Here is a 20,063-nt window from a genome sequence, read left to right as displayed (position 1 = left end):
CGCCTGCACGTGGGCTGTGCCATGTGGACGCACAAGTCCTGGTCCGGCCGCTTCCTGCCGCATCCGCTGCCCGCGCACGAGCGGCTGCGCGCGTACGCCGGGTGGTGCGACGCCGTGGAGGGCAACACCACGTTCTACGCCACCCCGGCCCGCCAGACGGTGGCGTCCTGGGCCGAGCAGACCGATCCGGGCTTCCGCTTCCTGCCGAAGCTGCCGAAGGTGGTCACGCACGAGCGCCGGCTCACCGGCGGCGAGGCGGAACTGCGGGCGTTCCTGCACGCGATGGAGCCGCTCGGGCCCCGGGCCGACGCGCTCTGGATCCAGCTGCCCGGCTCGTTCGGCCCCGGTGACGTGCCCGACCTCGACCGGTTCCTGCGCACACTGCCCAGCGGTCACCGGTACGCCGTCGAGGTCCGCCACCCCGCCTTCTTCACCGAGGCCGGTGCGGTACGCGCGCTGGAGGCGACGCTGCACCGGGCCGGCGCCGAGTGGATCCCGTTCGACACCACGGCGTTCTTCCGCACGCCGCCGACCAGCGACGCCGAGCGGGAGGCGTGGACGCGCAAGCCACGCCTCCCGCTGCGTACCCGGGCACTGACCGACCGGCCGATCGTGCGCTACCTGGGCCGCGACGACCCGGCAAGCACCGTCGAGGGCTGGCAGCCGTGGCTGGACGTGGTCACCGGCTGGCTGCGGGAGGGCCGCTCGCCGACCGTGTTCGTGCACACGCCGGACAACGCGGACGCGCCCGAGCTGGCCCGCCGCTTCCACGACCAGGTCCGCGAGCGCGTTCCCGGGCTCGCGCCGCTGCCCGAGCCGGAGCCGGTCGGCCCGGCCACGCTGTTCTGAGCGCCGGATGGGATCGCCGCCGGCGCCGGCCCGGCCGCCGCGCGAGGCGCATGACCCGCCGGCGGTCCCACTCAGCCCGGCCGGCCGCCCTCCGGTGGGGGCAGGCGGTCGTCGTACGCGCCGGACGGGCCCGCGTACCGCTCGCCACGCAGGAACGGCAGCGGGTTCGGGGTGCAGCCGTGCAGGCCGAGCGTCTGCTGCTGCATCACCGGCGCCGGGCGGCCCCGCCCCGGGCAGCGCTCGTGCCCCTGACCGAGACGGTGGCCCACCTCGTGGTTGACCACGTACCGGCGGTACGCGGCGAGGTCGCTCCCGTACGCGGGCGCGCCGAGCACCCAGCGGGCCACGTTCACCACCACCCGGTCCCCGTTACGGCAGGACGTGTACCGGTCCAGACCGTCCCCGCACAGGTCGTCGCGCGTACCGGGGGTGGCGAGGTAGACGGTGAAGTCGGCGGGCTCACGGGCGCCGACGCGGCGCAGGGCGATCCGTCCGTCGGTCGTCCAGCCACCCGGTCCGACGAGGATGCCGGTGACCTGCGCCCCGAACTCGGCCGCTGGCAGGCCGGTGATGTCGCGCTCCACCGCCACCCGGTAGCGCAGCAGCCGACCCGTACCCCCTGTGGTGGCCGGCTCGGCGGCGGCGAACCGCCACCGGTTGCCGCCCTCGGCGGGATAGCCGATCCGCGCCGGCCGGGGCCGGACGGGCGCTGCCGCCGACACGGCCGGCCCGGCGGCCGACGGTCCGGCCGGCCCGGACGGCGCGACTGCGGGCTGGTCCGCCACGGCCGGTGTGCACCCGGCCAGCGCCACCGTCAGCGCGATCACCGCCGCGCCGCCGCGCGTCCGGTCCACGGTCCTGGTCATCTCGTCTCCCCTCGGCGCCCGGTCGGGGGCGCGGGGATGAGGACGGGTGGCCAGTCGCGAAAGTTGGTCCGGCGGGGACTCAACCTTTTCCGCGTCCCGCACGTCCCTACCGGGGTGAGAGGTGCAGAGGACCGGCATGGCCCGGGGTGACGCGGAGTTCGTCGAGTTCGCGCGGGCGTCCTCCGCGCGGCTGACGCACGCCGCCTTCCTCATGACCGGCAACCACCACCACGCCGAGGACGCCGCCCAGACCGCGCTCGTGCGCACGTACGCGTCGTGGTCCCGGATCCGCAACGGCGATCCGTACGGCTACGCCCGGTCGGTGCTGGTGAACCACCTCGTCGACACCTGGCGGCGGCCGATCCGCGAGTACCCGAGCGAGGACCTCCCGGAGCGACGCGGAGGCGACCTGGCCGAGGAGGTGGCGACGCGGCGGTGGCTGGTCACCGCGCTCGGCACGCTCACCGCGCGCGAACGCGCCGTCGTCGTCCTGCGTCACTACTTCGACCTGCCGGAGGCCCAGGTGGCCCGCGAACTCGACGTGTCCGTCGGCACCGTCAAGAGCACCTCGTCCCGGGCGCTGGAGAAGCTGCGTACCGCCGGTCTGTCCGCGCCCCGACCGCAGGAGACGTGCCGGTGACCGAGATGGACGAGCTGCGCCGCGCGATGCGGGCGACCGAACGGGCCGACGGCCTGGACATCGCGGACATCATGCGCCGGGGACGCCGGCTGCGCCGCCGCCGGCGGATCGGCGCCGGGGTCGCGGCGGCGGTGGCGACGGTCGCGGTGGCGGTCGGTGTCGACGCCGTGGCGACGCGGTCCGGCCCGCCGGACCTCCCGCCCGGGGAGCCGGTCGCCACCGTGTCGCCCGGCCCGCCGCCGCCCACGCCGACCGCCGCGCCGGCCCCGACCAAGGCGCCGCCGCAACCGCTCGGAACGGTCGTGGACAGCGGCATCCGGTACGGCGCCGACGCGCGCGTGTTCTTCATGGTCCCGGTCGACGTGCCGGAGCTGCCGCGCGTGACGATCGGCCTGGTCGCCGGGCGGCGCGCGCCGGACGGCCGCCTGACCTCCGACTTCCTGGTGAACGACGTGACCGGCAGCGACCGCCGGCCGGGCTTCCACGAGATCGGGTACGACCAGCAGCGGGCGCCCACCGACACGACGATCCCCACGTTCGGCTACTTCGTCGGCCCGGCGGCCCGCATCGTCGGGACTGTCGACGGCCGGCAGGTCGAGGCGAAGCTGGTCCGCTGGAGCGAAGACCCCCAGGTGGTGATCTTCTGGTTCGACCCGAAGACCCTCACCCCGGGAACCCCCCTGGACGGCATCACCGCCCGCACCTCCCAGGGCCGCCGCCTGTAGCCTCTCCCTCCCTGTCCCTCCCTCCTGTGCCCGGTGATCAAGGAGTTTGCGGGCGGACATCGCCCTGCTGAGGACACAAACTCCTTGATCACCGGCGGGAGGAGGGCAGTCGCAGCCCCTATGAGGGCGCTCTCGTACCAAGATCCACGACTGCCCTCAGAATGCAGACCGCCGCTCCTTCAGGTGAGAAAGGCGGCTGGACCCTCGGCCCCTCGTCGGCGATCTTGCACTTCGTGCCCGGTCAGATTGGACATTCGCGACATCAACCGGGCCGCAGTGCAAGATCGCGGGGAGCGGGTGAGGGTGCGGGGCGAGGGTGGGGTGGGCGGGTGTGAGGATCGGGGCATGCGTGCTGTGGTGTTCGAGCGGTTCGGGGTGCGGCCGGAGGTTTGCCGGGTGGATGATCCGGCGCCGGCGCCGGACGGGGTGGTCGTCCGGGTCGGCGCTACCGGCCTGTGCCGCAGCGACTGGCACGGCTGGCAGGGCCACGACCCGGACATCCGCGTGCCGCACGTACCGGGGCACGAGTTCGCCGGTGTCGTCGTGGCGGCCGGCGCGGACGTGCGCGGGTGGCGGCCCGGCGACCGGGTGACCGCGCCGTTCGTCTGCGCGTGCGGGCGGTGCCCCTCGTGTCTCGCGGGCGACCAGCAGGTGTGCGAGCGGCAGACCCAGCCGGGCTTCACCGGGTGGGGCTCGTTCGCCGAACTGGTCGCGGTACGGCACGCCGACGTCAACCTGGTCCGGCTGCCGGACGAGCTGGACGAGGCGGCCGCCGCCGCGCTCGGCTGCCGGTTCGCCACCGCGTTCCGGGCCGTCGTCGCGCAGGGCCGGGTCGCGGCGGGCGAGTGGGTGGCGGTGCACGGCTGCGGCGGCGTCGGCCTGTCCGCGGTGATGGTCGCGGCGGCGAGCGGGGCGCGGGTGGTGGCGGTGGACGTGTCGTCCGGCGCGCTGGAACTGGCCCGCCGCAGCGGCGCCGCGGTCTGCGTGGACGCGAGCGCGCTCGGCGGTCCGGGCGAGGTGGCCGCCGCGATCCGGGAGACCACCGGCGGGGGCGCCCACCTGTCGCTGGACGCGCTCGGCAGTCACGCCACCTGCGTGGCGTCGATCGAGGGCCTGCGCCGGCGCGGCCGGCACGTGCAGGTCGGGCTGCTGCCCGCCGCGCAGGGCCGGCCCGCGCTGCCGATGGACCTGGTGATCGCGTACGAGCTGGAGCTGCGCGGCAGCCACGGCATGCCGGCACACGCGTACCCGGAGATGCTGCGGCTGGTCACCGCCGGGGTGCTGCGCCCGGCCGAGCTGGTCACCCGCACCATCGACCTGGACGCCGCCCCTGACGCGCTGGCCACGATGGACCGGCCGGCCACCGCCGGGATGTGCCTGATCCGGCCCTGAGACGGGCACGGGCCGGCCCGGCGCCGGGAGACCCGGCGCGGACCGGCCCGCGAGGCCGTCCGGTCAGTCGGTGACGGTCACCGTGACGGTACGGGGCGGCTGCTGGTACTGCCCCCGGTTGTCCATGCCGCGGATCGTCACCGTGTACGTGCCGGCCGGGATCACCGGTGACGTGTACGCGAAGTTCGACCCCGGCGAGCCCGGGCTGGTGAGGAACGTGGCGATCCACGGCCAGCTGGTCGGCGCGCCCGCCCGGCCGAACGTGCCGGCCGAGTTCATGCCCTGCCCGGCGCTGTTGCCGATCTGCACCTCGACCTTCTGCATCCCGCCGTCGTCCACGGCCCGGCCGGTGACCACGATCCGGCCACCGGTGTACGCCTGACCCTCGACCGGCGTGATGCTCGGCTCCAGCGTCGGGTCGGTGTCACCCGGGTAGACCAGGTAGCGGGCGGTCGCGCCGCTCGTCGAGTTGTCCTGCTGACCGGCGGTGTCCACGGCCCACGCCTCGACGCTGTACGTGCCCCGGGTGGGCAGGTCGATCGAGAGCGTGAACGCGGTGCTGGTCGCGCCCGGCGCGGCGAGCGTCGCGTCGACCGTGGCGAACGCGGCGGCCATCGTGCCGTTCGGTTGCACGTACCGGCCGGTGTCGAGGTCGCGCAGCGCGATCCGGACCGCCCGCACACCCTTGTCGTCGGTCGCCGTGCCGGCCAGGTCCAGGTGCAGCTGGTCGATGTCCTGGTTGGTGCCGGTGAAGCCGAGCAGCCCGTTCGGGAACGCGTCGCCCGGCACCTGGGCGGTGACGGTGAGCCGGCCCATGTTGGTGCTGGACGTGGTCAGGCCGAGCCTGTCGGTCGCCCGTACCCGGAAGTCGTAGACGCCGGGGGTGAGCGGCACCGTGGTGAACGACCAGTCGAACGTCGCGGCGTCGAGGTTGGTCGGGGAGATCCGGTGGTAACCGGCGACCGAGTCGGCGCCCCACGTGCCGTCGCTGGCGAGCGCCTCGCGGGTGGTGTTGTTGCGCAGGTAGATCTCGACCGACTTGAGCGCGTCGTCGTCACTCGCCGAACCGGCGAACGTGACGGTCCCGCCGGGCGCGACGGTGAACGGCACGGCGTTGCCCGGCGGCGTCATCGCCACCGGCGAGGTGATCGCCACCGTCGGCGGTACGCCGTTCGCGGAGACGGTCCAGTCGCGGGTGTCGCCGCGCAGGTCGCTCTGCCCGGTCGTGTCGACGGCGGTGGCGGTCATCTTCCACTGTCCCTCGGCGGGCAGCGTGACCTCGTACTGCCAGGTCGTGGACGTCGCGCCGATCACGTCCGGCTCGCCACGGAAGGTGTTGTAGACGGCGGCGACGGTGCCGTCGTCCTGCAGGTACCTGTTGTCCGGGGTGCGGAACGAGTAGATCAGCGAATTGACGCCCTTGTCGTCGGTGGCGGTGCCGGAGGCCACGAACGTCTGCGTGGCGACCAGGCCGGCCGCCGGCGAGCTGATCCGGGTCGTCGGCGGCAGGTCGTCGAAGCGGAACGCCTCGATCTTCTTGACCGCCTTGGTGGTGTCGCCGGCGCCGTTGCGGTCGAACGTCTTGGCCTGCAACTGGTAGACCCCGGCCGGCAGCGTCACCGGCAGGCTCCACGTGGTGGAGGTGGCGTTCGGCGCGGCGACCGTCGTGTTGATCGCCTTGAACGCGCCCCAGGTGGTCAGGTCGGCCTGGAGGTACTTGCCGCTGTTGCGGTCCTGGATCTCCAGCTGGACCCGGGCCACGCCGGCCGGGGCGAGCGCCTGACCGCTGATCGTGAACGACTCGCCCGCCGGCTTCACCGCACCCTCGATCGGCGTCGTGATGGTGGTGTCCAGCGCCGCGGGCGCGGGCTCCTTGGAGAGGTCGAAGAAGGCCACCCGGCCGGTGGTCTTGCCGCCCTTGACGTTGCCGTCACCGCCGACGAGCAGGCCGCGCGAGGTGGCGAGCATCGCCTTCTCGCCCTCGTACGAGTTGGAGCCGGGGTTCCACTCCAGCGCGGTGCCGGTGAGCGGGTCGAGGGCGCCGAGGTGGTCGCGGCGGACCACCTGGTCGCCGAGGCCGTAGCCGCTGAGCCCCTGGCCGGTGCCGTAGCCGACGTTGTCCAGGCCGGGCCACGGCACGTTCGACGTGGGCGACTCCTGCCAGCTGAAGTGGCCGCCGACGTAGACGGCGGTGTCGGTGATCGCGACCGAGTAGATGCTGTCGAAGTGCCGGGAGATCCAGAGCGGCTCGACGTTGTCGTTTCCGGTCAGCGAGTACGCGATGGCGGTGTCGTTGATCGGCGGGCGGTCGCCGCCGGATCCGCTGGTGACCACGAAGTACGAGTCGTCCGGCGCGATGTCCCCGGCGAAGACGCGCTGGATGCCGCCGACGAAGGAGAGGTTGTCCTCCCACAGCCGGGTACGCCAGGGCAGCAGCGCCTTGCTCGCCGTACCGATGAGCGCCACGCCGTAACGGTCCTGGCCGGCGATCTGGCGGCCGGTGTGCACGACCAGCAGCTTGCTGCGGTCGTGGGTGAGCTTGAGCTGCTGCACGGTGAGCATGCCGCCGACGCCGATGCCGCCGGTGAGCGGCAGGTTGAAGCCGGTGTCGACGGCGCCCGTGGTGGGGTTGAGCGCTGCGAGGCCGCTCCGGCTGACCCCGTTGACGGTGGCGAACTGGCCGCCGACGTAGACCGCGTTGCCGCTGACCGCGAGCGCGGTGGCCCGCGCGTTGGCGGTGGCGGTGAACGCGGCGATCGGCGCGCCGGTGGTCGGGTTCAGCCGGGCGATCTTGCGCTTGGTGACGCCGTTGATCGTGTTGAACGCGCCGGCGATGTAGAGCGACGAGCCGTCCGGCGACGCCTCCACCGCGGCGACCGCGCCGTCGATGACCGGCTTGAACCCGGTGTCCACCTTGCCGGTGTCCAGGTTGTACGACGCCAGGGACTTCTGCGCGATCGCGGACCCGCCGACGTTCGCGATCGAGGTGAACGTGCCGGCGACGAAGACGCGGTTGCCGATCACCTCGATGTCGGTGATCTCGCCGTTGGTGATCCGCGGCGTGTCGGTGCGGGGCGTGGTCGGCATCAGCCGGGTGTCGCCGGGGGTGACCAGCGCACGGGTCGCTGTGGTACGCGCGGCGCCGAGCGCGGCGCTGCTTCCCGTCGCCTGTGCGCCGGTGTGGCCGGCCACGCCGGCGTCCCGCACGGTGACGGTGGCGGCGAGCGCCGGCACTCCCGCCACCACGACCGCGCCGGCGGCGACGACCGCCACTGCGCGAAGCCAGACTCGCATCGAGACAACTCTCCCTGTCCGCCGGGACGGCCCTCTCGGGTGATTCCCGAGTCCCCTCCGTCCGCGTGCCGGACGCCACCGTAGGAGGCAAAGACTTCTCGCGATACGTGCCGCACCGGTAATCGACCGGTCGCCATCAATTCCGGCCACACCGGCAGGGCGCCTCCACCGATCGGGTCACCGGCTGTCACCGTCCGGCCGTGCGCCGTCGGGTCCGCGACATCACCGTCGCGGCGGGCTCAGGGCGCCTCGTCGCCGCGCTTGTCCTCCTGCGCCAGCACCGCGTCGCGGCGACGCGGTTCGTCGCGTCCGGCAAGCGCCGTCGCCAGCCCGGGATCGGCCGCGAGCCGCTCCCGGTTGCGGTGCCAGAACGCCTCGAAACCCCCGGTGTACGGGCACGCCGTGTCGCCGAGCGCCACGTCGGGCTCGTACCGGCAGCCGGCGCACGGGGCACCGATCCGGAACAGGTGCGTACCGTCGAACGCCCACGGCCGGGTGTCGATGCGGGACAGGTCGGCGTACTGGCTCATGCCGATGACAGTGGCGTTCATGACCCAGTCCGCGCCGTCGACGAAGCTGCGGCGGAACCAGTCGGCCAGTTCGGCGGGACGCCAGCCGCGTTGCAGGCCGTAGTTGGCGAGCACCGTCAGCCGCGCGGTGTGGTGCGCCCAGGCGGTGTCCCGGACGCCCGCGAGCACGCCGGCGAGGCAGCGGGCCTCCACCGCGTCGGCGTCGAGCCGGTCGAACCACTCCGGCAGCGGCTGCGCGGCGCCGAGCCAGCCGGCGCCCCGGAACCGCGGCCCGAAGTACCAGTAGAGCTGCCACAAGAACTCGCGCCAACCTAGCAGGCCGCGCACGAACCGATGCACCGCGGCGGGCGGCGCGGCGCCGTCCCGGCCGGCCCGTTCGGCGGCCCGGATCGCCGGTTCCGGGTCGAGCAGGCCGCTGTTGAACGAGGACGACAGCGCGCTGTACGCGAGCAGTCCGTCACCGTCGCGGAGCAGGTCGTGGGTGTCGGCGTACGCGGGCAGCCGATGGGTCAGGAAGTGTGTGAGCCGGTCCTGCGCCTCGGCGTGCGTGGCGGGGTGACGGCGCGGCGCGTCCCGGCCGGTGAACCGGATCCCCTCCTCCGCCCAGCGGTCCAGGTCGCGGCGGACCTGCGCGTCGATGTCGTCCTCGACGACCGGCGGGGGCGGCGGCACGTCGACCGGTGGCCGGGCACGGCGGCGGCGGGCCGGGGCGGGCAGGTCGCGCAGCACGTCGTGGCGCTCGCGGGCGTACCGGTAGAAGTCGTCGACGCGCAGCCGGCCGCGCCGCCGGTCGGCCCAGGCGGCGAAGTCGGCGCGATCGGTGACGAATCCGCGCGGCGGCAGCACTGTCAGCCCGTCCACGGTACTGGCGAACGCCAACGCCGCCCGGGACGCCGGGTGCACCAGCTCGACCGGCTCGCCCAGCCCGGTGAGCGCCTCGCGGAACGTGTCGGCCCGTACCAGCCGTGCCCGGTCGCCGAGTCCGGCGGCGCGGTGCCGCAGCGTGGACAGGATCAGGTGTGCCTTCTGCCTGTGCATCGGCCGGGCGGCGAACAGCGACCGCGCCTCCACCAGCAGGACCCGCTGCGAGTCGTCGTCGAGGAAGTGCGGTCCGGCCTGATCCGCCAGGAGCCAGCGCCAGGGTGCCAATGCCATCCCTTCACAGTGGGCGTGTGGTCAGTCGCCCCGTACCCGGGGGTGGCGGTGGTCGGTCAGCCGCAGGCCGACGCCGCGTACCGCCGCGATGGTGACGCCGGTGCCCAGCTCGTCGAGCTTACGGCGCAGCCGCTTCACCAGGGACTGCACGTCGGCCCGGCCGTGCGTCGGCGCGTCGTGCCAGACCGCGTGATGCAGTTCGGCGTAGCTCCACACCCGTACCGGCTCGACGGTCAGGCAGGTCAGCAGGTCACGCTCCAGCCGGGTCAGGGCGGTCTCCCGGTTGCCCCACCGGGCGGTCGACCGGGCCGCGTCGATGACCAGCGCGCCGTCCGGCGCGGGCTTGTCCCGGGGTACTGGCGCAGCCGGCGCGACGGCCGGTGCGGGCGCGTGCGCCGAGGCCGGCGCATCGGTGATCAACTCGCGCAGCTCGTCCAGATCGGTGACCATCAGAAGGGGCGCGACGCCGTCCAGCAACTCGGTCAGCCGCAGCCGTTCGGCCGGGGACGACGTCACCCCGATGACGAGCGAGAATGGGCGCTCCGACGGGTCGGTGCCGGAGTTCGCCGCGTTCGTGCCGTCAGTCGTCACCGCGCCCCACCGTGACAAAAACTGTCAACAGGCCGCTCTAACCGGGGACCTGTTGGTGACATGTTGCTCACGTACGGTCATTGATCGTTCCTCACTGTCGATCATAGTGTCCACTCAGGCGTCCGGCGCAGACCCGCACGGCGCCTAGGGGGCCTGGGGGGGTTCTTTTCACACCGGTGTCGTAGTCGGGAGAGCACGTCTCCTGGCCCTTCTGCCATGGCTCGATCATCAGCGGGTCATCGGAACAGGAGGCAGCACCGATGCTGAGACGTCCACACAGATGGGGCCCGGCCCGGCGGCTGGTGAGCGCGGGCGCCGCCCTGGTGCTCGCCGCCACCGCGCTGGCCGCTACCGGCACCGCGGCACAGGCGGAGACGGGCGCGGGCGCGTCGGCCGGCGACAAGATCCGCCCCGAACTCACCCGGCAGCTCCAGGGCAAGAGCGAGGGCGACTTCTGGATCCACTTCGGCGCCGAGGCGGACCTGAGCAAGGCCGCCGCGATCAAGGACTGGAACGAGCGCGGCGCCGCCGTCGCGGCGGCGTTGAAGAAGACCGCCGCCGACAGCCAGTCGAAGATCCGGGCCGAGCTGGACCGCTCGGGCACGAAGTACCAGACCTTCTGGGCGACGAACGCCATCAAGGTCACCGACGGGTCGCTGACCATGGCGCAGAACTTCGCCGCCCACTCCGAGGTGGACGGTCTGTACGCACCGGTGGAGTACAAGCTGCCGGAGACCACGAAGGGCACCGACGAGAAGTCGGCGAACGCCCTGGAGTGGGGCATCGCCAACATCAACGCCGACGACGTCTGGTCCCAGTACGGCGTCAAGGGCGCCGGGATCACCGTGGCGAGCATCGACAGTGGCGTCCAGTTCGACCACCCGGCGCTGGTGAACGCCTACCGCGGCAACAACGGTGACGGCACCTTCGACCACGACTACAACTGGTTCGACGCTGCCGGCGAGTGCGCCACCGCACCATGCGACTCCGACGGCCACGGCACGCACACCATGGGCACCATGGCCGGCGCCGACGGGGCCAACCAGATCGGTGTCGCCCCCGAGGTCAAGTGGATCGCCGCGAACGGCTGCTGCCCGTCCGACGCCGCGCTGATCTCCTCCGGGCAGTGGATGCTGGAGCCCACCGACCTCGACGGGCAGAACCCGGACGCCAGCAAGCGCCCCAACATCATCAACAACTCGTGGGGCACCAGGACGCCGTCGAACGAGCCGTTCATGGAGGACGTCACCGACGCGTGGAACGCCTCCGGCATCTTCGGCGTCTGGTCCAACGGCAACAACGGCCCGTCCTGCCAGACCAGCGGCTCGCCGGGCAGCCTGGCGAGCAACTACTCGGCCGGCGCGTACGACATCAACAACAACATCGCCAGCTTCTCGTCCCGGGGCACCGGGCAGAACGGCGAGATCAAGCCGAACATCTCGGCGCCGGGTGTGAACGTGCGCTCCAGTGTGCCGACCGACTCGTACGCCAGCATCAGCGGCACCTCGATGGCGGCGCCGCACCTGGCCGGCGCGATCGCGCTGCTCTGGTCGGCGGCGCCCACCCTGGTCGGGGACGTCACGGCGACCCGCGCGCTGCTCGACGACGCGGCCATCGACAAGGGTGACACCCAGTGCGGCGGCACCACCGACGACAACAACGTCTACGGTGAGGGCCGCCTGGACGCGCTCGCGCTGCTCGCCGCCGCCCCGATCGGCGACAACGGCACGCTGGCCGGCAAGGTCACCGACGCCGCCACCGGTGCCGAAATCGCCGGCGCGACCGTCACCCTGACCGGCCCGGCGGACCGCACGCTGACCACCGGCGCGGACGGGACGTACTCCTCGCTCCTGCCGGCCGGCGACTACCAGGTGGTCGTCTCGGCCTTCGGGTACGCGACCCGCACGCTGTCCGCGACGATCACCGCGAACACGACCACCACGCTCGACGTCGCGCTCACCGCGGTACCCAGCGTCACGGTCAGCGGGCAGGTCACCGACGGGTCCGGGCACGGCTGGCCGCTGTACGCGAAGGTGAGCGTCGAGGGCACGCCGATCTCCGACTACACGACGCCGGCGACCGGCCACTACAGCCTGTCGCTGCCGTCCGGGGCCACCTACCGGCTCACTGTCGAACCGCAGTACGCCGGCTACCTGACCACCACGAAGGAGGTCACCGTCGGCACGGGCAACGTGACCGCCAACATCGCGGTGCAGGCGAACCCGGAGGCGTGCACCACCGCCCCCGGCTACACAGTCAGCTCCGACGGCGAGTACGAGACGTTCGACGGCACCGGTGTCCCGGACGGCTGGAGCGTGGTGGACAACGCCGGCACCGGCCAGGTCTGGGAGTTCACCGACGCCGGTGAGCGCGGCAACCTGACCGGCGGCAGCGGCAACTTCGCCATCATCGACAGCGACAACTACGGCAGCGGCGGGCAGCAGGACACGTCGCTGGTCAGCCCGGTGGTCGACCTGACCGGCGTGACCACGCCGGTGATCCGCTTCAACCAGGACTACAACTGGCTCAACAGCGACCGCGCGGACGTCGACCTGAGCCTGGACGGCGGCACCACGTGGAGCAACGTGCTCCGGCAGGCCGCCGACGTGCGCGGCCCGCGGGTGACCGAGGTGCCGATCCCGCAGGCGGCCGGCCAGTCGCAGGTGCGGGTGCGCTTCCACTACTACGAGGCGAGCTGGGAATGGTGGTGGCAGGTCGACAACGTCCTCATCGGCAGCAAGCTCGTCTGCAAGCCGGTCACGGGCGGCCTGGTGCTCGGCCACGTCCGCGACAAGAACGACAACGGCTACGTCAACGGCGCCACGGTGACCAGCAAGGACCGTCCGGCGGAGAAGGCCACCACGGTCGCCACGCCCGACGACACCGAGCTGCCCGACGGCTTCTACTGGATGTTCTCCTCGCTGACCGGGACGCACCCGTTCACCGCCGGCGCGGGCAACTACGTGAGCCAGACCAAGCAGGTCACGGTCGAGGAGGACTGGGCCACCGCGGCCAACTTCCAGCTCGCCGCCGGCCGGCTGTCGGTGAAGCCGACCTCGATCACCGGCACGGTCCGGATGCCGAGCGGGAAGGTCAGCAAGACGTTCACCGTCACGAACACCGGCGGGGCCCCGGTCACCGCCGAGTTCAGTGAGCGCGACGGCGGGTTCGTACTGCAACGGGCCGACGGCTCCCAGCTGTCCGAGCAGGCCCTGCTCGGCTCCACCGGCGCGCCGGCGCAACGGCTGACTGCCGCCACGTCGTTCGCGGCCCGCTCGTCGGGCAAGTCGTCGAACGCGATCGCCGCCGCCGCACCGCAGGCGGACCCCTGGACCACCATCCCGGGCTACCCGGCGAACGTGATGGACAACCGGGTCGTCAACGTCGACGGCACCGTCTACTCCATCGCCGGTGGCGACGGCACCGCGTCGAGCGCCAAGAACTACAAGTACGACCCGATCACCCAGACGTGGACGGGGATCGCCGACCTGCCCGGCGCGCGCAACGCCATGACGGTCGGCGTGATCGACGGCAAGATCATCGCCACCGGCGGCTGGGGTGCCGCCGGTCCGGACGCCGCCACCTTCTCGTACGACCCGGCGGCGAACACGTGGACCCGCAAGGCCGACAACCCGGCGCCGCGCGCGGCGGCCGGCCAGGCGGTCGCGGACGGCAAGCTGTACGCGATCGGCGGCTGCACCACCGCGAGCTGCACGCCGATGGCCAACTCGGTGGTCCGGTACGACCCGGGCGCCGACGCCTGGGAGACGCTGCCGGCGTACCCGAAGTCGGTGGCGTTCCTGTCCTGCGGCGGGATCGACGGCACCGTCTACTGCACCGGCGGCAACGACGGCACCACGTCGCAGAAGGTCGGTTACGCCTTCGACCCGGCCGCAGGAGCCTGGACCGCCATCCCGGACGCGCCGGCCGACAGCTGGGCCTCCTCGTACGCCGTCGCAGGCGGCAAGCTGCTGGTCGTCGGCGGGTCGCAGGGCGGCGCCATCACCAACGCCGGCTTCGCGTTCGACCCGGCGACCAACTCGTGGGCCAACCTGCCCAACGCCAACGCCCCCCGCTACCGGGGTGGCGCGGCCTGCGGGTTCTACAAGATCGGTGGTTCGTCGGGCGGCTTCACGGCCACCAAGGACAGCGAGGTCCTGCCCGGCTTCGGCGAGTGCGCCGAGGGCACTGCCGACGTGAGCTGGCTGACCGTCGACAAGTCGAAGGTCACGCTGGCGCCGGGTGAGAAGGTGACCGTCACGGTCGGCATGACCGCGAACGTCGACCAGCCCGGCACGTACTCGGCATCAGTGGTGATCAAGGAGAACACCCCGTACACGGTGGAGCCGGTGACGGTGACGATGATCGCGCAGCCGCCGACCACCTGGGGCAAGCTGTCCGGCACGGTCTTCGGCAAGAGCTGCCAGGGCGCCACCGCGCCGCTGGCAGGCGTGACAGTGCAGGTCGACTCCTGGGCGAACTCGTACACCTTCACCACCGACGCCCAGGGCCGGTACGCCTACTGGATGGACCGGCGCAACAACCCGCTGACGCTGATCGTCGCAAAGGACGGCTGGAAGCCCCAGACGCGCCAGACGAAGATCAACAGCAGCACGCCCACGGTGGAGGACTTCACCCTCTCCCCCACCCGCTGCTGACCTCAGCACCGACGAGGACGGCCCGCCCGGCACACACCGGGCGGGTCGTCCCACTCCTGTTGGTCCGTGAGTGGAGACCACCACGGCTCCCGGCTCCCGGCCGGCAGCTGCCCGAACGAGCATCCGCCCACGCCACCCCACAAGCCCCGGCGATCTTGCACTTGCAGCCCTGGCAAAGTGCGCCAAAGGGACACGCCGGGGGCCAAAAGTGCAAGATCGCCGAGCCAGGGGTGGGGTGGGTGGGTGGGTCAGGACTGTCAGGGGGTGAGGCGGAAACCTACGCCTCGGACGGCGTGGATCGTGGCGGAAGCGTCGAGGCGGCCCAACTTGCGGCGGAGGCGGCGGACCACCGAGTGCATGTCGGAGCCCCGTCCCAAGTGGTCGTTGCCCCAGACGGCGCGGTGCAGCCGGGCGTACGTCCACACCTGACCGGGCGTGCCGGCCAGGCAGACGATCAGGTCGTGCTCCAGGGGCGTCAGCCCGATCTCCCGCTCCCGCCAGCGCAGCACCCGCCGGTCGGAGTCGACGGCCAGATCCCGCCGGGGTGGCTCGGCCGGCGCCTCGTCAGCCGCGGGCGGCTGCGGCGCCGGGGCCAGCGCGGGCCTGCGCACCAGGTCGAGGAAACGGCGGGCCTGATGGGCGCTGGACACGATCAGGAAGGACTCGGTGCCGCCGAGCAGTTGGGCGAGCTGCCGGCGCTCGGCCGACGAGGACGCGATGCCGATGACCAAGGACGGGAGCCCTGTCATCCGTTCCCACCTTTCCGGCAGGCCGAACCACAACGCCGGGCGGTCGCCAGGCACGACGTTGCGGAGGCACCTGGCTTGCGGAGTTCGACCCGAGGGGTGTGGGAGCTGCGGTTTCGTGAGGCTTCGGGGTGAACTACCGGGATCATATAGCTGAGCACCGATGATTGGTATAGCAGTTAACGTCGATGTAACTGCGTGCAACAAGGTGTTCGAGGCAACGTGCGCCGGGCCGTGTTCGGCACGCGCGTACCGATGAGAGACGGGGCGTACGGCGGTCCAATGCGTGTGATCACCCACCTGCTCTGCCTGCCCGACGGGACGCCGACCCGCGCGGACATCGCGGCCCGCTGCGCCGACCTGGCCGAGGCGCTGCGCGGCCGCGACCGGGGCGTGGTGGTGTGCGACGTGTCCGCGGTGAGCGCGCCCGACCTGGTCACGGTCGAGGTGCTGGCACGGATGCGGCTGACCGCGCGGCGGTTCGGCTGGCGGCTGGAGGTACGCGGGGCCTGCGACGAGCTACGCGAGCTCGCCGGCCTGCTCGGGCTGGCCGGCACCCTCCTCGAGCCGGTCCGGCAGTCCGAACAACGGGAACAGGCGCTCGACGTCGAGGAAGTTGTTGAGCGACGTGATCCGGCCGCCGGAGACGCCGATCACGATCAGCGCCCAGGGCACGTGGCCTGAGCCGTCGGGGTCGCGCCGGTAGTGCCCGAACGCCGGCATCCCGTTGGCGGCGGTCGGCACCAGGCGGGAGCCGCGGCAGCCGCTGCCGGTGCCGGCCATCCACGCCGCGATGTGCTCGGGGCCGCGCAGCCACAGCGGCAGCGGCGGCATCGACAGCGTCGCGTCCTCGTGCAGCAGCGCGGTGAGCGCCGTCAGGTCGTACGCCTCGAAGGCCCGCACGTAGCGGGCGAGCAGCGCCTGCTGCTCGCTGTCGAGCGGCCGGCGCACGTCGGCCTCGGTGTCGGCCGAGGCGAGCGTGGCGCGCGCCCGTTGCAGCGCGCTGTTGACGCTCGCCACCGACGTGTCGAGCAGGTCGGCGACCTCCTGGGCCGACCACGCCAGCACCTCGCGCAGGATCAGCACGGCCCGCTGTTTCGGCGGCAGGTGCTGCAACGCCGCGACGAACGCCAGCCGGACCGACTCCCGGCCGGCCACCACCTCGGCCGGGTCGGCGACCTCCGGCAGCACCCGGTCGTCGGGCGCCGGGCCGAGCCAGATCTGCTCCGGGCGGGGCTCGCCGGGGTGGGTGGCGGTGCCGACGCCGGCCGGACCGAGGTCCATCGGCCGGACCCGGCGCTGCGCGCTGGTGGACATGGACAGGCAGACGTTCGTCGCGATCCGGTAGAGCCAGGTCCGCAGCGCGGACCGCCCCTCGAACTTGTCGAAATTACGCCAGGCACGGACGAATGTGTCCTGTACCGCGTCCTCGGCCTCGAAGGCCGAACCCAGCATCCGGTAGCAGTAGCCGGTCAGCTCCGACCGGTACTCCTCGAGTTGCGCCTCGACGGGGACGCTCGCCACCTCGCTCACCCCGCCGAAACTAGCCCACATGCTGCGTCAATGCGAGCACGTTCGGGCCCGCACCGATGAGTCCGTGCCGCCCGGCCGGTCCACCAGCCGTCAGGTCACCACGTCCGAGGAGCACCGATGACCACAGCGCAGCGCGACGAGACACAGGCCCCGGGGCGGTACGCCGACGTCAACGGCGTCCACCTCTACTACGAGACGCACGGCGAGGGCCGGCCGATGATCCTGCTGCACGGCGGCCTCACCTCGGGTGAGATGTTCGCGCCGCTCCTGCCCACGCTGGCCGCCCGGCACCAGGTGATCGTGGTGGACCTCCAGGGGCACGGCCGCACCGCCGACGTGGACCGGCCGCTCGACATGGCGCTGATGGCCGACGACGTGGCCGCGCTGATCGACCACCTCGGGCTGGACCGCCCGGACGTGGTCGGCTTCTCTCTCGGCGGCGGCGTCGCCCTGCACACCGGTTTCCGGCACCCCGACAGGATCGGCCGGCTGGTCGCCGCGTCCGCGCACATCCGCCGCGACGCCGTCTACCCGGAACTGCTGGCGCAGCAGGGTCAGGTCGGCGCCGCGGCGGCCGAGTACATGAAGGACACGCCGATGTACGAGCTGTACCAGCGGGTCGCGCCGCGTCCGGAGGACTTCCCCCGGCTGCTCGACAAGATCGGCGAGGCGATGCGGACGGACTTCGACTTCACCGAGCAGGTCCGTGCCCTGCGGGTGCCGACGCTCGTGGTGGCCGCCGACGCCGACATGGCCCCGCCGAGCCACTTCGTCGAGGTGTTCGGGCTGCTCGACGGCGGCCGGCGCGACGGCGGCTGGACGGGTGAGGGCCGCCCGGCGGGCGGACACGCGCTGGCGATCCTGCCCGGCCTGACCCACTACGACATCGACCAGTCGCCGCTGTTCGCCGCGGTCACCCTGGACTTCCTCGACCGCGGCCGCTGACCCGCGCGCGTGTGCCGCGTCCCGTACCGGGGTACCGCTTGCGCAGGAGCACCGGTGAGGAGGACGAGATGACCGACCCCAGGTACGCACCGATCGGGCTGGCCGCCGCCGGGCGGCTGGTCCCCGACGACGGACAGACCGACGGTGGTGAGGTCGTCGGCGCCGACGACGCGGCTGCCGACGCCGCCCGGGCCGGCGCCGACGTGGACCTGTCGCGGGCCGACCGGGACAGCGACGGCACCCCGGTGGGCGCCGCCGACGCCGAGGCCGACCGCAGGCGCGCGGCCGGCGAGTGACGATCTCCGCCCCGCCATCCGTACGACGGTGGCGGGGCGGAGCCGTCCTCAGCCGTCGACCGGCAGTTCCACGTCGGGCAGGTGCCCGAGCGCCCGGATCGCGGTGACCGCGGCGTACCCGTCGGCCAGCCAGGCGATGTCGGTGCCGGGGACCGCGCGGACCGCGCTCGCCTCCACCGCCGTCCGCACGAATCCCTCACCGCGCTCGGCGACGGACACCTGCACCTGACCGAACGGGGCCAGTGTCGCCTGGCGCAGCCCGGCCACCTGGTCGGCCGGCCGGTCCGGCACGTTGAGGTTCAGCACCGTGCCCGGATCCGCGCCGGCCAGCCACGGCAGCAGCGTCGCGGCCAGCTCGGCGGCGCTCGACCAGTGGCGGGACTCGTCGTCCACGCTGTCCAGCACCGCGATCGCCGCGCCACCGCTGCCGGCGCTCGCCGCCGCCGCGGTGAGCACGTCGAGCGACACGGCGAGCGCCCGGATGCCGTTGTTGCCGGCGGTCAGCGCCGCGCCGACGGTGCCGGAGTGCAGGACCGCGTGGCCCGCGTTGGCGCCCCTGTTGATGCCGGACAGCAGCAGGTCCGGCACCGGCCCGAACACACCCAGGCCGGCCAGCACCGCGATGTACGCCGGGGAGGCCGCCACCGCGTACGCGGGCACACCCGGCAGGCCGTCCAGCTCGGTCTCGCGGAACACCAGACGCCCGTCGTCGGTCACCGCCGACAGCGCCGCGCTCATCCCGCTCGCCTCGGCCTCCGGCGCCGCGACCACCACGTCCATCCCCCGTTCGTACGCGGCCCGGGCCAGCGCGCGGATGCCGGGGGCGTGCACACCGTCGTCGTTCGTCACGAGCACCCGTGGCGGCCGGTCAGTCGTCATCGTCGCCGCCGTCCAGCGGGGTCAGCCGCACCCGGCCGGCCAGCTCGCGTACCGCCTCGGCCCGGCCGGTGCCCAGCCCGTGCCGGGTCACGTTGAGCGCTCCGGCGGCGGCGCCGACGTGCAGCGCCTCCCGCAGGTCCCCGCCCCGGGCCAGCACCGCCGCCACCCCGGCGGTCATCGAGTCACCGGCGCCCCGGTGGTCGGCCGGCTCCAGCGGCGGGGCGTGCACCAGCAGCGGCTCGCCGTCCTCCGGCAGCGCCAGCGCGGGCTCCCCCGCGCGGCTGATCAGCACCGTCCGCGCGCCCCGCTCCTGGCACCGGCGGCCGGCGTCGCGCAGCGCCTCGACGCTGTCGTCCTTGGCCAGGCCGTCGTCGAGCAGTTCCTCGTGGCTGACCTTCAGCACGCTCACGCCGCCGTCGAGCACCGCCTCCAGGTACGGCCCGGACAGGTCGGCCACCACTGTGCCGCCGTTGGCGCTCAGATCGGCGGCGAGGCGGCGGTAGATGTCCGGGTCCACCACCTGCGGGTCGGCCGGGCCGCTGAGCACGCTCACCGGCGCGCGCAGCCCCTCGGTGAGCGTCACCGTGTACAGCTCGTCGATGTCGTGCCGCACCATCGGCGCGCCCGGGTGCTCGGCGATCTCGGTCCGCTCGCCATCGCGCCGGTCGTGCACGTACCAGCCGGTGCCGGACTCCCGCCGCACCATCCGGACCGTGACGTCCTCGTCGTCGAGCAACTTGCGGACCGCGTCGCCCACCTCGCCGCCGAGACCCACGCACATCGTCACCGGTACGCCGAGTGCCGCGATCATCCGGGTCTGCCACACCCCCTGCCCGCCGGGGTGCAGGTGCAGCTCGGGTACGTCGCCCTGCTGCTCGATCGTCACCGTCAGCAGCGGGGCCGGGGCGAACACCATCACCTTCTGCTCCATCCGCCAGTGTTGCCCGCTGACCGGCCCCGGTAA

The 20,063-nt window shown here is 73.1% G+C and carries 15 protein-coding genes and 1 pseudogene; 8 read left to right on the top strand and 8 right to left on the bottom strand.

Annotation, left to right across the window (positions count from 1 at the left end; genetic code table 11):
* Positions 1-21 precede the first annotated feature (21 nt).
* Positions 22-849, top strand: a complete 828-nt coding sequence (locus tag IRY44_RS14075) for a DUF72 domain-containing protein (protein ID WP_228532109.1) — start codon at positions 22-24, stop codon at positions 847-849.
* A gap of 71 nt (positions 850-920) precedes the next feature.
* Here the strand turns inward: IRY44_RS14075 and IRY44_RS14070 are convergent, their stop codons facing one another.
* On the bottom strand, positions 921-1,715 hold the full coding sequence (locus IRY44_RS14070) for a DUF3152 domain-containing protein (protein ID WP_194800845.1): 795 nt from the start codon (positions 1,713-1,715) through the stop codon (positions 921-923).
* A gap of 121 nt (positions 1,716-1,836) precedes the next feature.
* Between IRY44_RS14070 and IRY44_RS14065 the strand changes: the two genes are divergently transcribed.
* The 3 genes from IRY44_RS14065 (at position 1,837) to IRY44_RS14055 (ending at position 4,472) form a co-directional block, all read left to right on the top strand.
* Positions 1,837-2,355 carry a SigE family RNA polymerase sigma factor gene (locus tag IRY44_RS14065; protein WP_269696473.1) on the top strand — a complete coding sequence of 173 codons (519 nt, stop codon included), beginning with the start codon at positions 1,837-1,839 and terminating at the stop codon, positions 2,353-2,355.
* A 5-nt stretch (positions 2,356-2,360) separates the two neighbouring features.
* On the top strand, positions 2,361-3,080 hold the full coding sequence (locus tag IRY44_RS14060) for a hypothetical protein (RefSeq protein ID WP_228532108.1): 720 nt from the start codon (positions 2,361-2,363) through the stop codon (positions 3,078-3,080).
* Between the two features lie 345 nt (positions 3,081-3,425).
* A complete protein-coding gene (locus tag IRY44_RS14055) occupies positions 3,426-4,472 on the top strand; it encodes a zinc-dependent alcohol dehydrogenase family protein (protein WP_194800843.1) in 1,047 nt (348 codons plus the stop codon).
* A gap of 63 nt (positions 4,473-4,535) precedes the next feature.
* Here the strand turns inward: IRY44_RS14055 and IRY44_RS14050 are convergent, their stop codons facing one another.
* From IRY44_RS14050 to IRY44_RS14040, 3 genes are all read right to left on the bottom strand, one after another.
* On the bottom strand, positions 4,536-7,766 hold the full coding sequence (locus tag IRY44_RS14050) for an Ig-like domain-containing protein (protein ID WP_194800842.1): 3,231 nt from the start codon (positions 7,764-7,766) through the stop codon (positions 4,536-4,538).
* A 239-nt stretch (positions 7,767-8,005) separates the two neighbouring features.
* Positions 8,006-9,451, bottom strand: a complete 1,446-nt coding sequence (locus tag IRY44_RS14045; RefSeq protein WP_228532070.1) for a cryptochrome/photolyase family protein — start codon at positions 9,449-9,451, stop codon at positions 8,006-8,008.
* A 21-nt stretch (positions 9,452-9,472) separates the two neighbouring features.
* Complete coding sequence (locus tag IRY44_RS14040) at positions 9,473-10,042, bottom strand: winged helix-turn-helix domain-containing protein (RefSeq protein ID WP_194800841.1); 570 nt, start codon at positions 10,040-10,042, stop codon at positions 9,473-9,475.
* A gap of 260 nt (positions 10,043-10,302) precedes the next feature.
* On the opposite strand from IRY44_RS14040, the gene IRY44_RS14035 reads away from it, so the two are divergent.
* Positions 10,303-14,700 (top strand): S8 family serine peptidase, encoded by a 4,398-nt coding sequence (locus tag IRY44_RS14035; RefSeq protein ID WP_194800840.1) that lies wholly within the window; start codon positions 10,303-10,305, stop codon positions 14,698-14,700.
* 257 nt (positions 14,701-14,957) lie between these two features.
* On the opposite strand, the gene IRY44_RS14030 is transcribed toward IRY44_RS14035, so the two are convergent.
* Entirely contained in the window at positions 14,958-15,449 is a 492-nt protein-coding gene (locus IRY44_RS14030; RefSeq protein ID WP_194800839.1) for a winged helix-turn-helix domain-containing protein, read from the bottom strand.
* A 252-nt stretch (positions 15,450-15,701) separates the two neighbouring features.
* On the opposite strand from IRY44_RS14030, the pseudogene IRY44_RS14025 reads away from it, so the two are divergent.
* Positions 15,702-15,935, top strand: a pseudogene (locus IRY44_RS14025) (hypothetical protein); the annotation flags it as partial.
* A 30-nt stretch (positions 15,936-15,965) separates the two neighbouring features.
* Here IRY44_RS14025 and IRY44_RS14020 read toward each other — a convergent pair.
* Positions 15,966-17,000: a sigma-70 family RNA polymerase sigma factor gene (locus tag IRY44_RS14020; protein WP_194800838.1), complete on the bottom strand. Its 1,035-nt coding sequence runs from the start codon at positions 16,998-17,000 to the stop codon at positions 15,966-15,968.
* 96 nt (positions 17,001-17,096) lie between these two features.
* Between IRY44_RS14020 and IRY44_RS14015 the strand changes: the two genes are divergently transcribed.
* Both IRY44_RS14015 and IRY44_RS14010 read left to right on the top strand, forming a co-directional pair.
* Positions 17,097-17,924 carry an alpha/beta fold hydrolase gene (locus IRY44_RS14015; RefSeq protein ID WP_194800837.1) on the top strand — a complete coding sequence of 276 codons (828 nt, stop codon included), beginning with the start codon at positions 17,097-17,099 and terminating at the stop codon, positions 17,922-17,924.
* 68 nt (positions 17,925-17,992) lie between these two features.
* Positions 17,993-18,220 (top strand): hypothetical protein, encoded by a 228-nt coding sequence (locus tag IRY44_RS14010; RefSeq protein WP_013474689.1) that lies wholly within the window; start codon positions 17,993-17,995, stop codon positions 18,218-18,220.
* A gap of 48 nt (positions 18,221-18,268) precedes the next feature.
* On the opposite strand, the gene surE is transcribed toward IRY44_RS14010, so the two are convergent.
* The gene (gene surE / locus IRY44_RS14005; protein WP_194800836.1) at positions 18,269-19,099 is read right to left on the bottom strand and encodes a 5'/3'-nucleotidase SurE; all 831 of its coding nucleotides are present in this window, start codon (positions 19,097-19,099) and stop codon (positions 18,269-18,271) included.
* Positions 19,089-20,030: a 1-phosphofructokinase family hexose kinase gene (locus IRY44_RS14000; protein WP_370584935.1), complete on the bottom strand. Its 942-nt coding sequence runs from the start codon at positions 20,028-20,030 to the stop codon at positions 19,089-19,091. The genes surE and IRY44_RS14000 overlap by 11 nt, the downstream gene beginning before the upstream one ends.
* Between the last annotated feature and the right edge of the window lie 33 nt (positions 20,031-20,063).

The organism is Micromonospora sp. ANENR4, from assembly GCF_015354395.1.
Classification (GTDB): domain Bacteria; phylum Actinomycetota; class Actinomycetes; order Mycobacteriales; family Micromonosporaceae; genus Micromonospora; species Micromonospora aurantiaca.
Note: the sequence above shows the minus strand (reverse complement) of the source record. Positions and strands in the feature narration are given on the sequence as shown.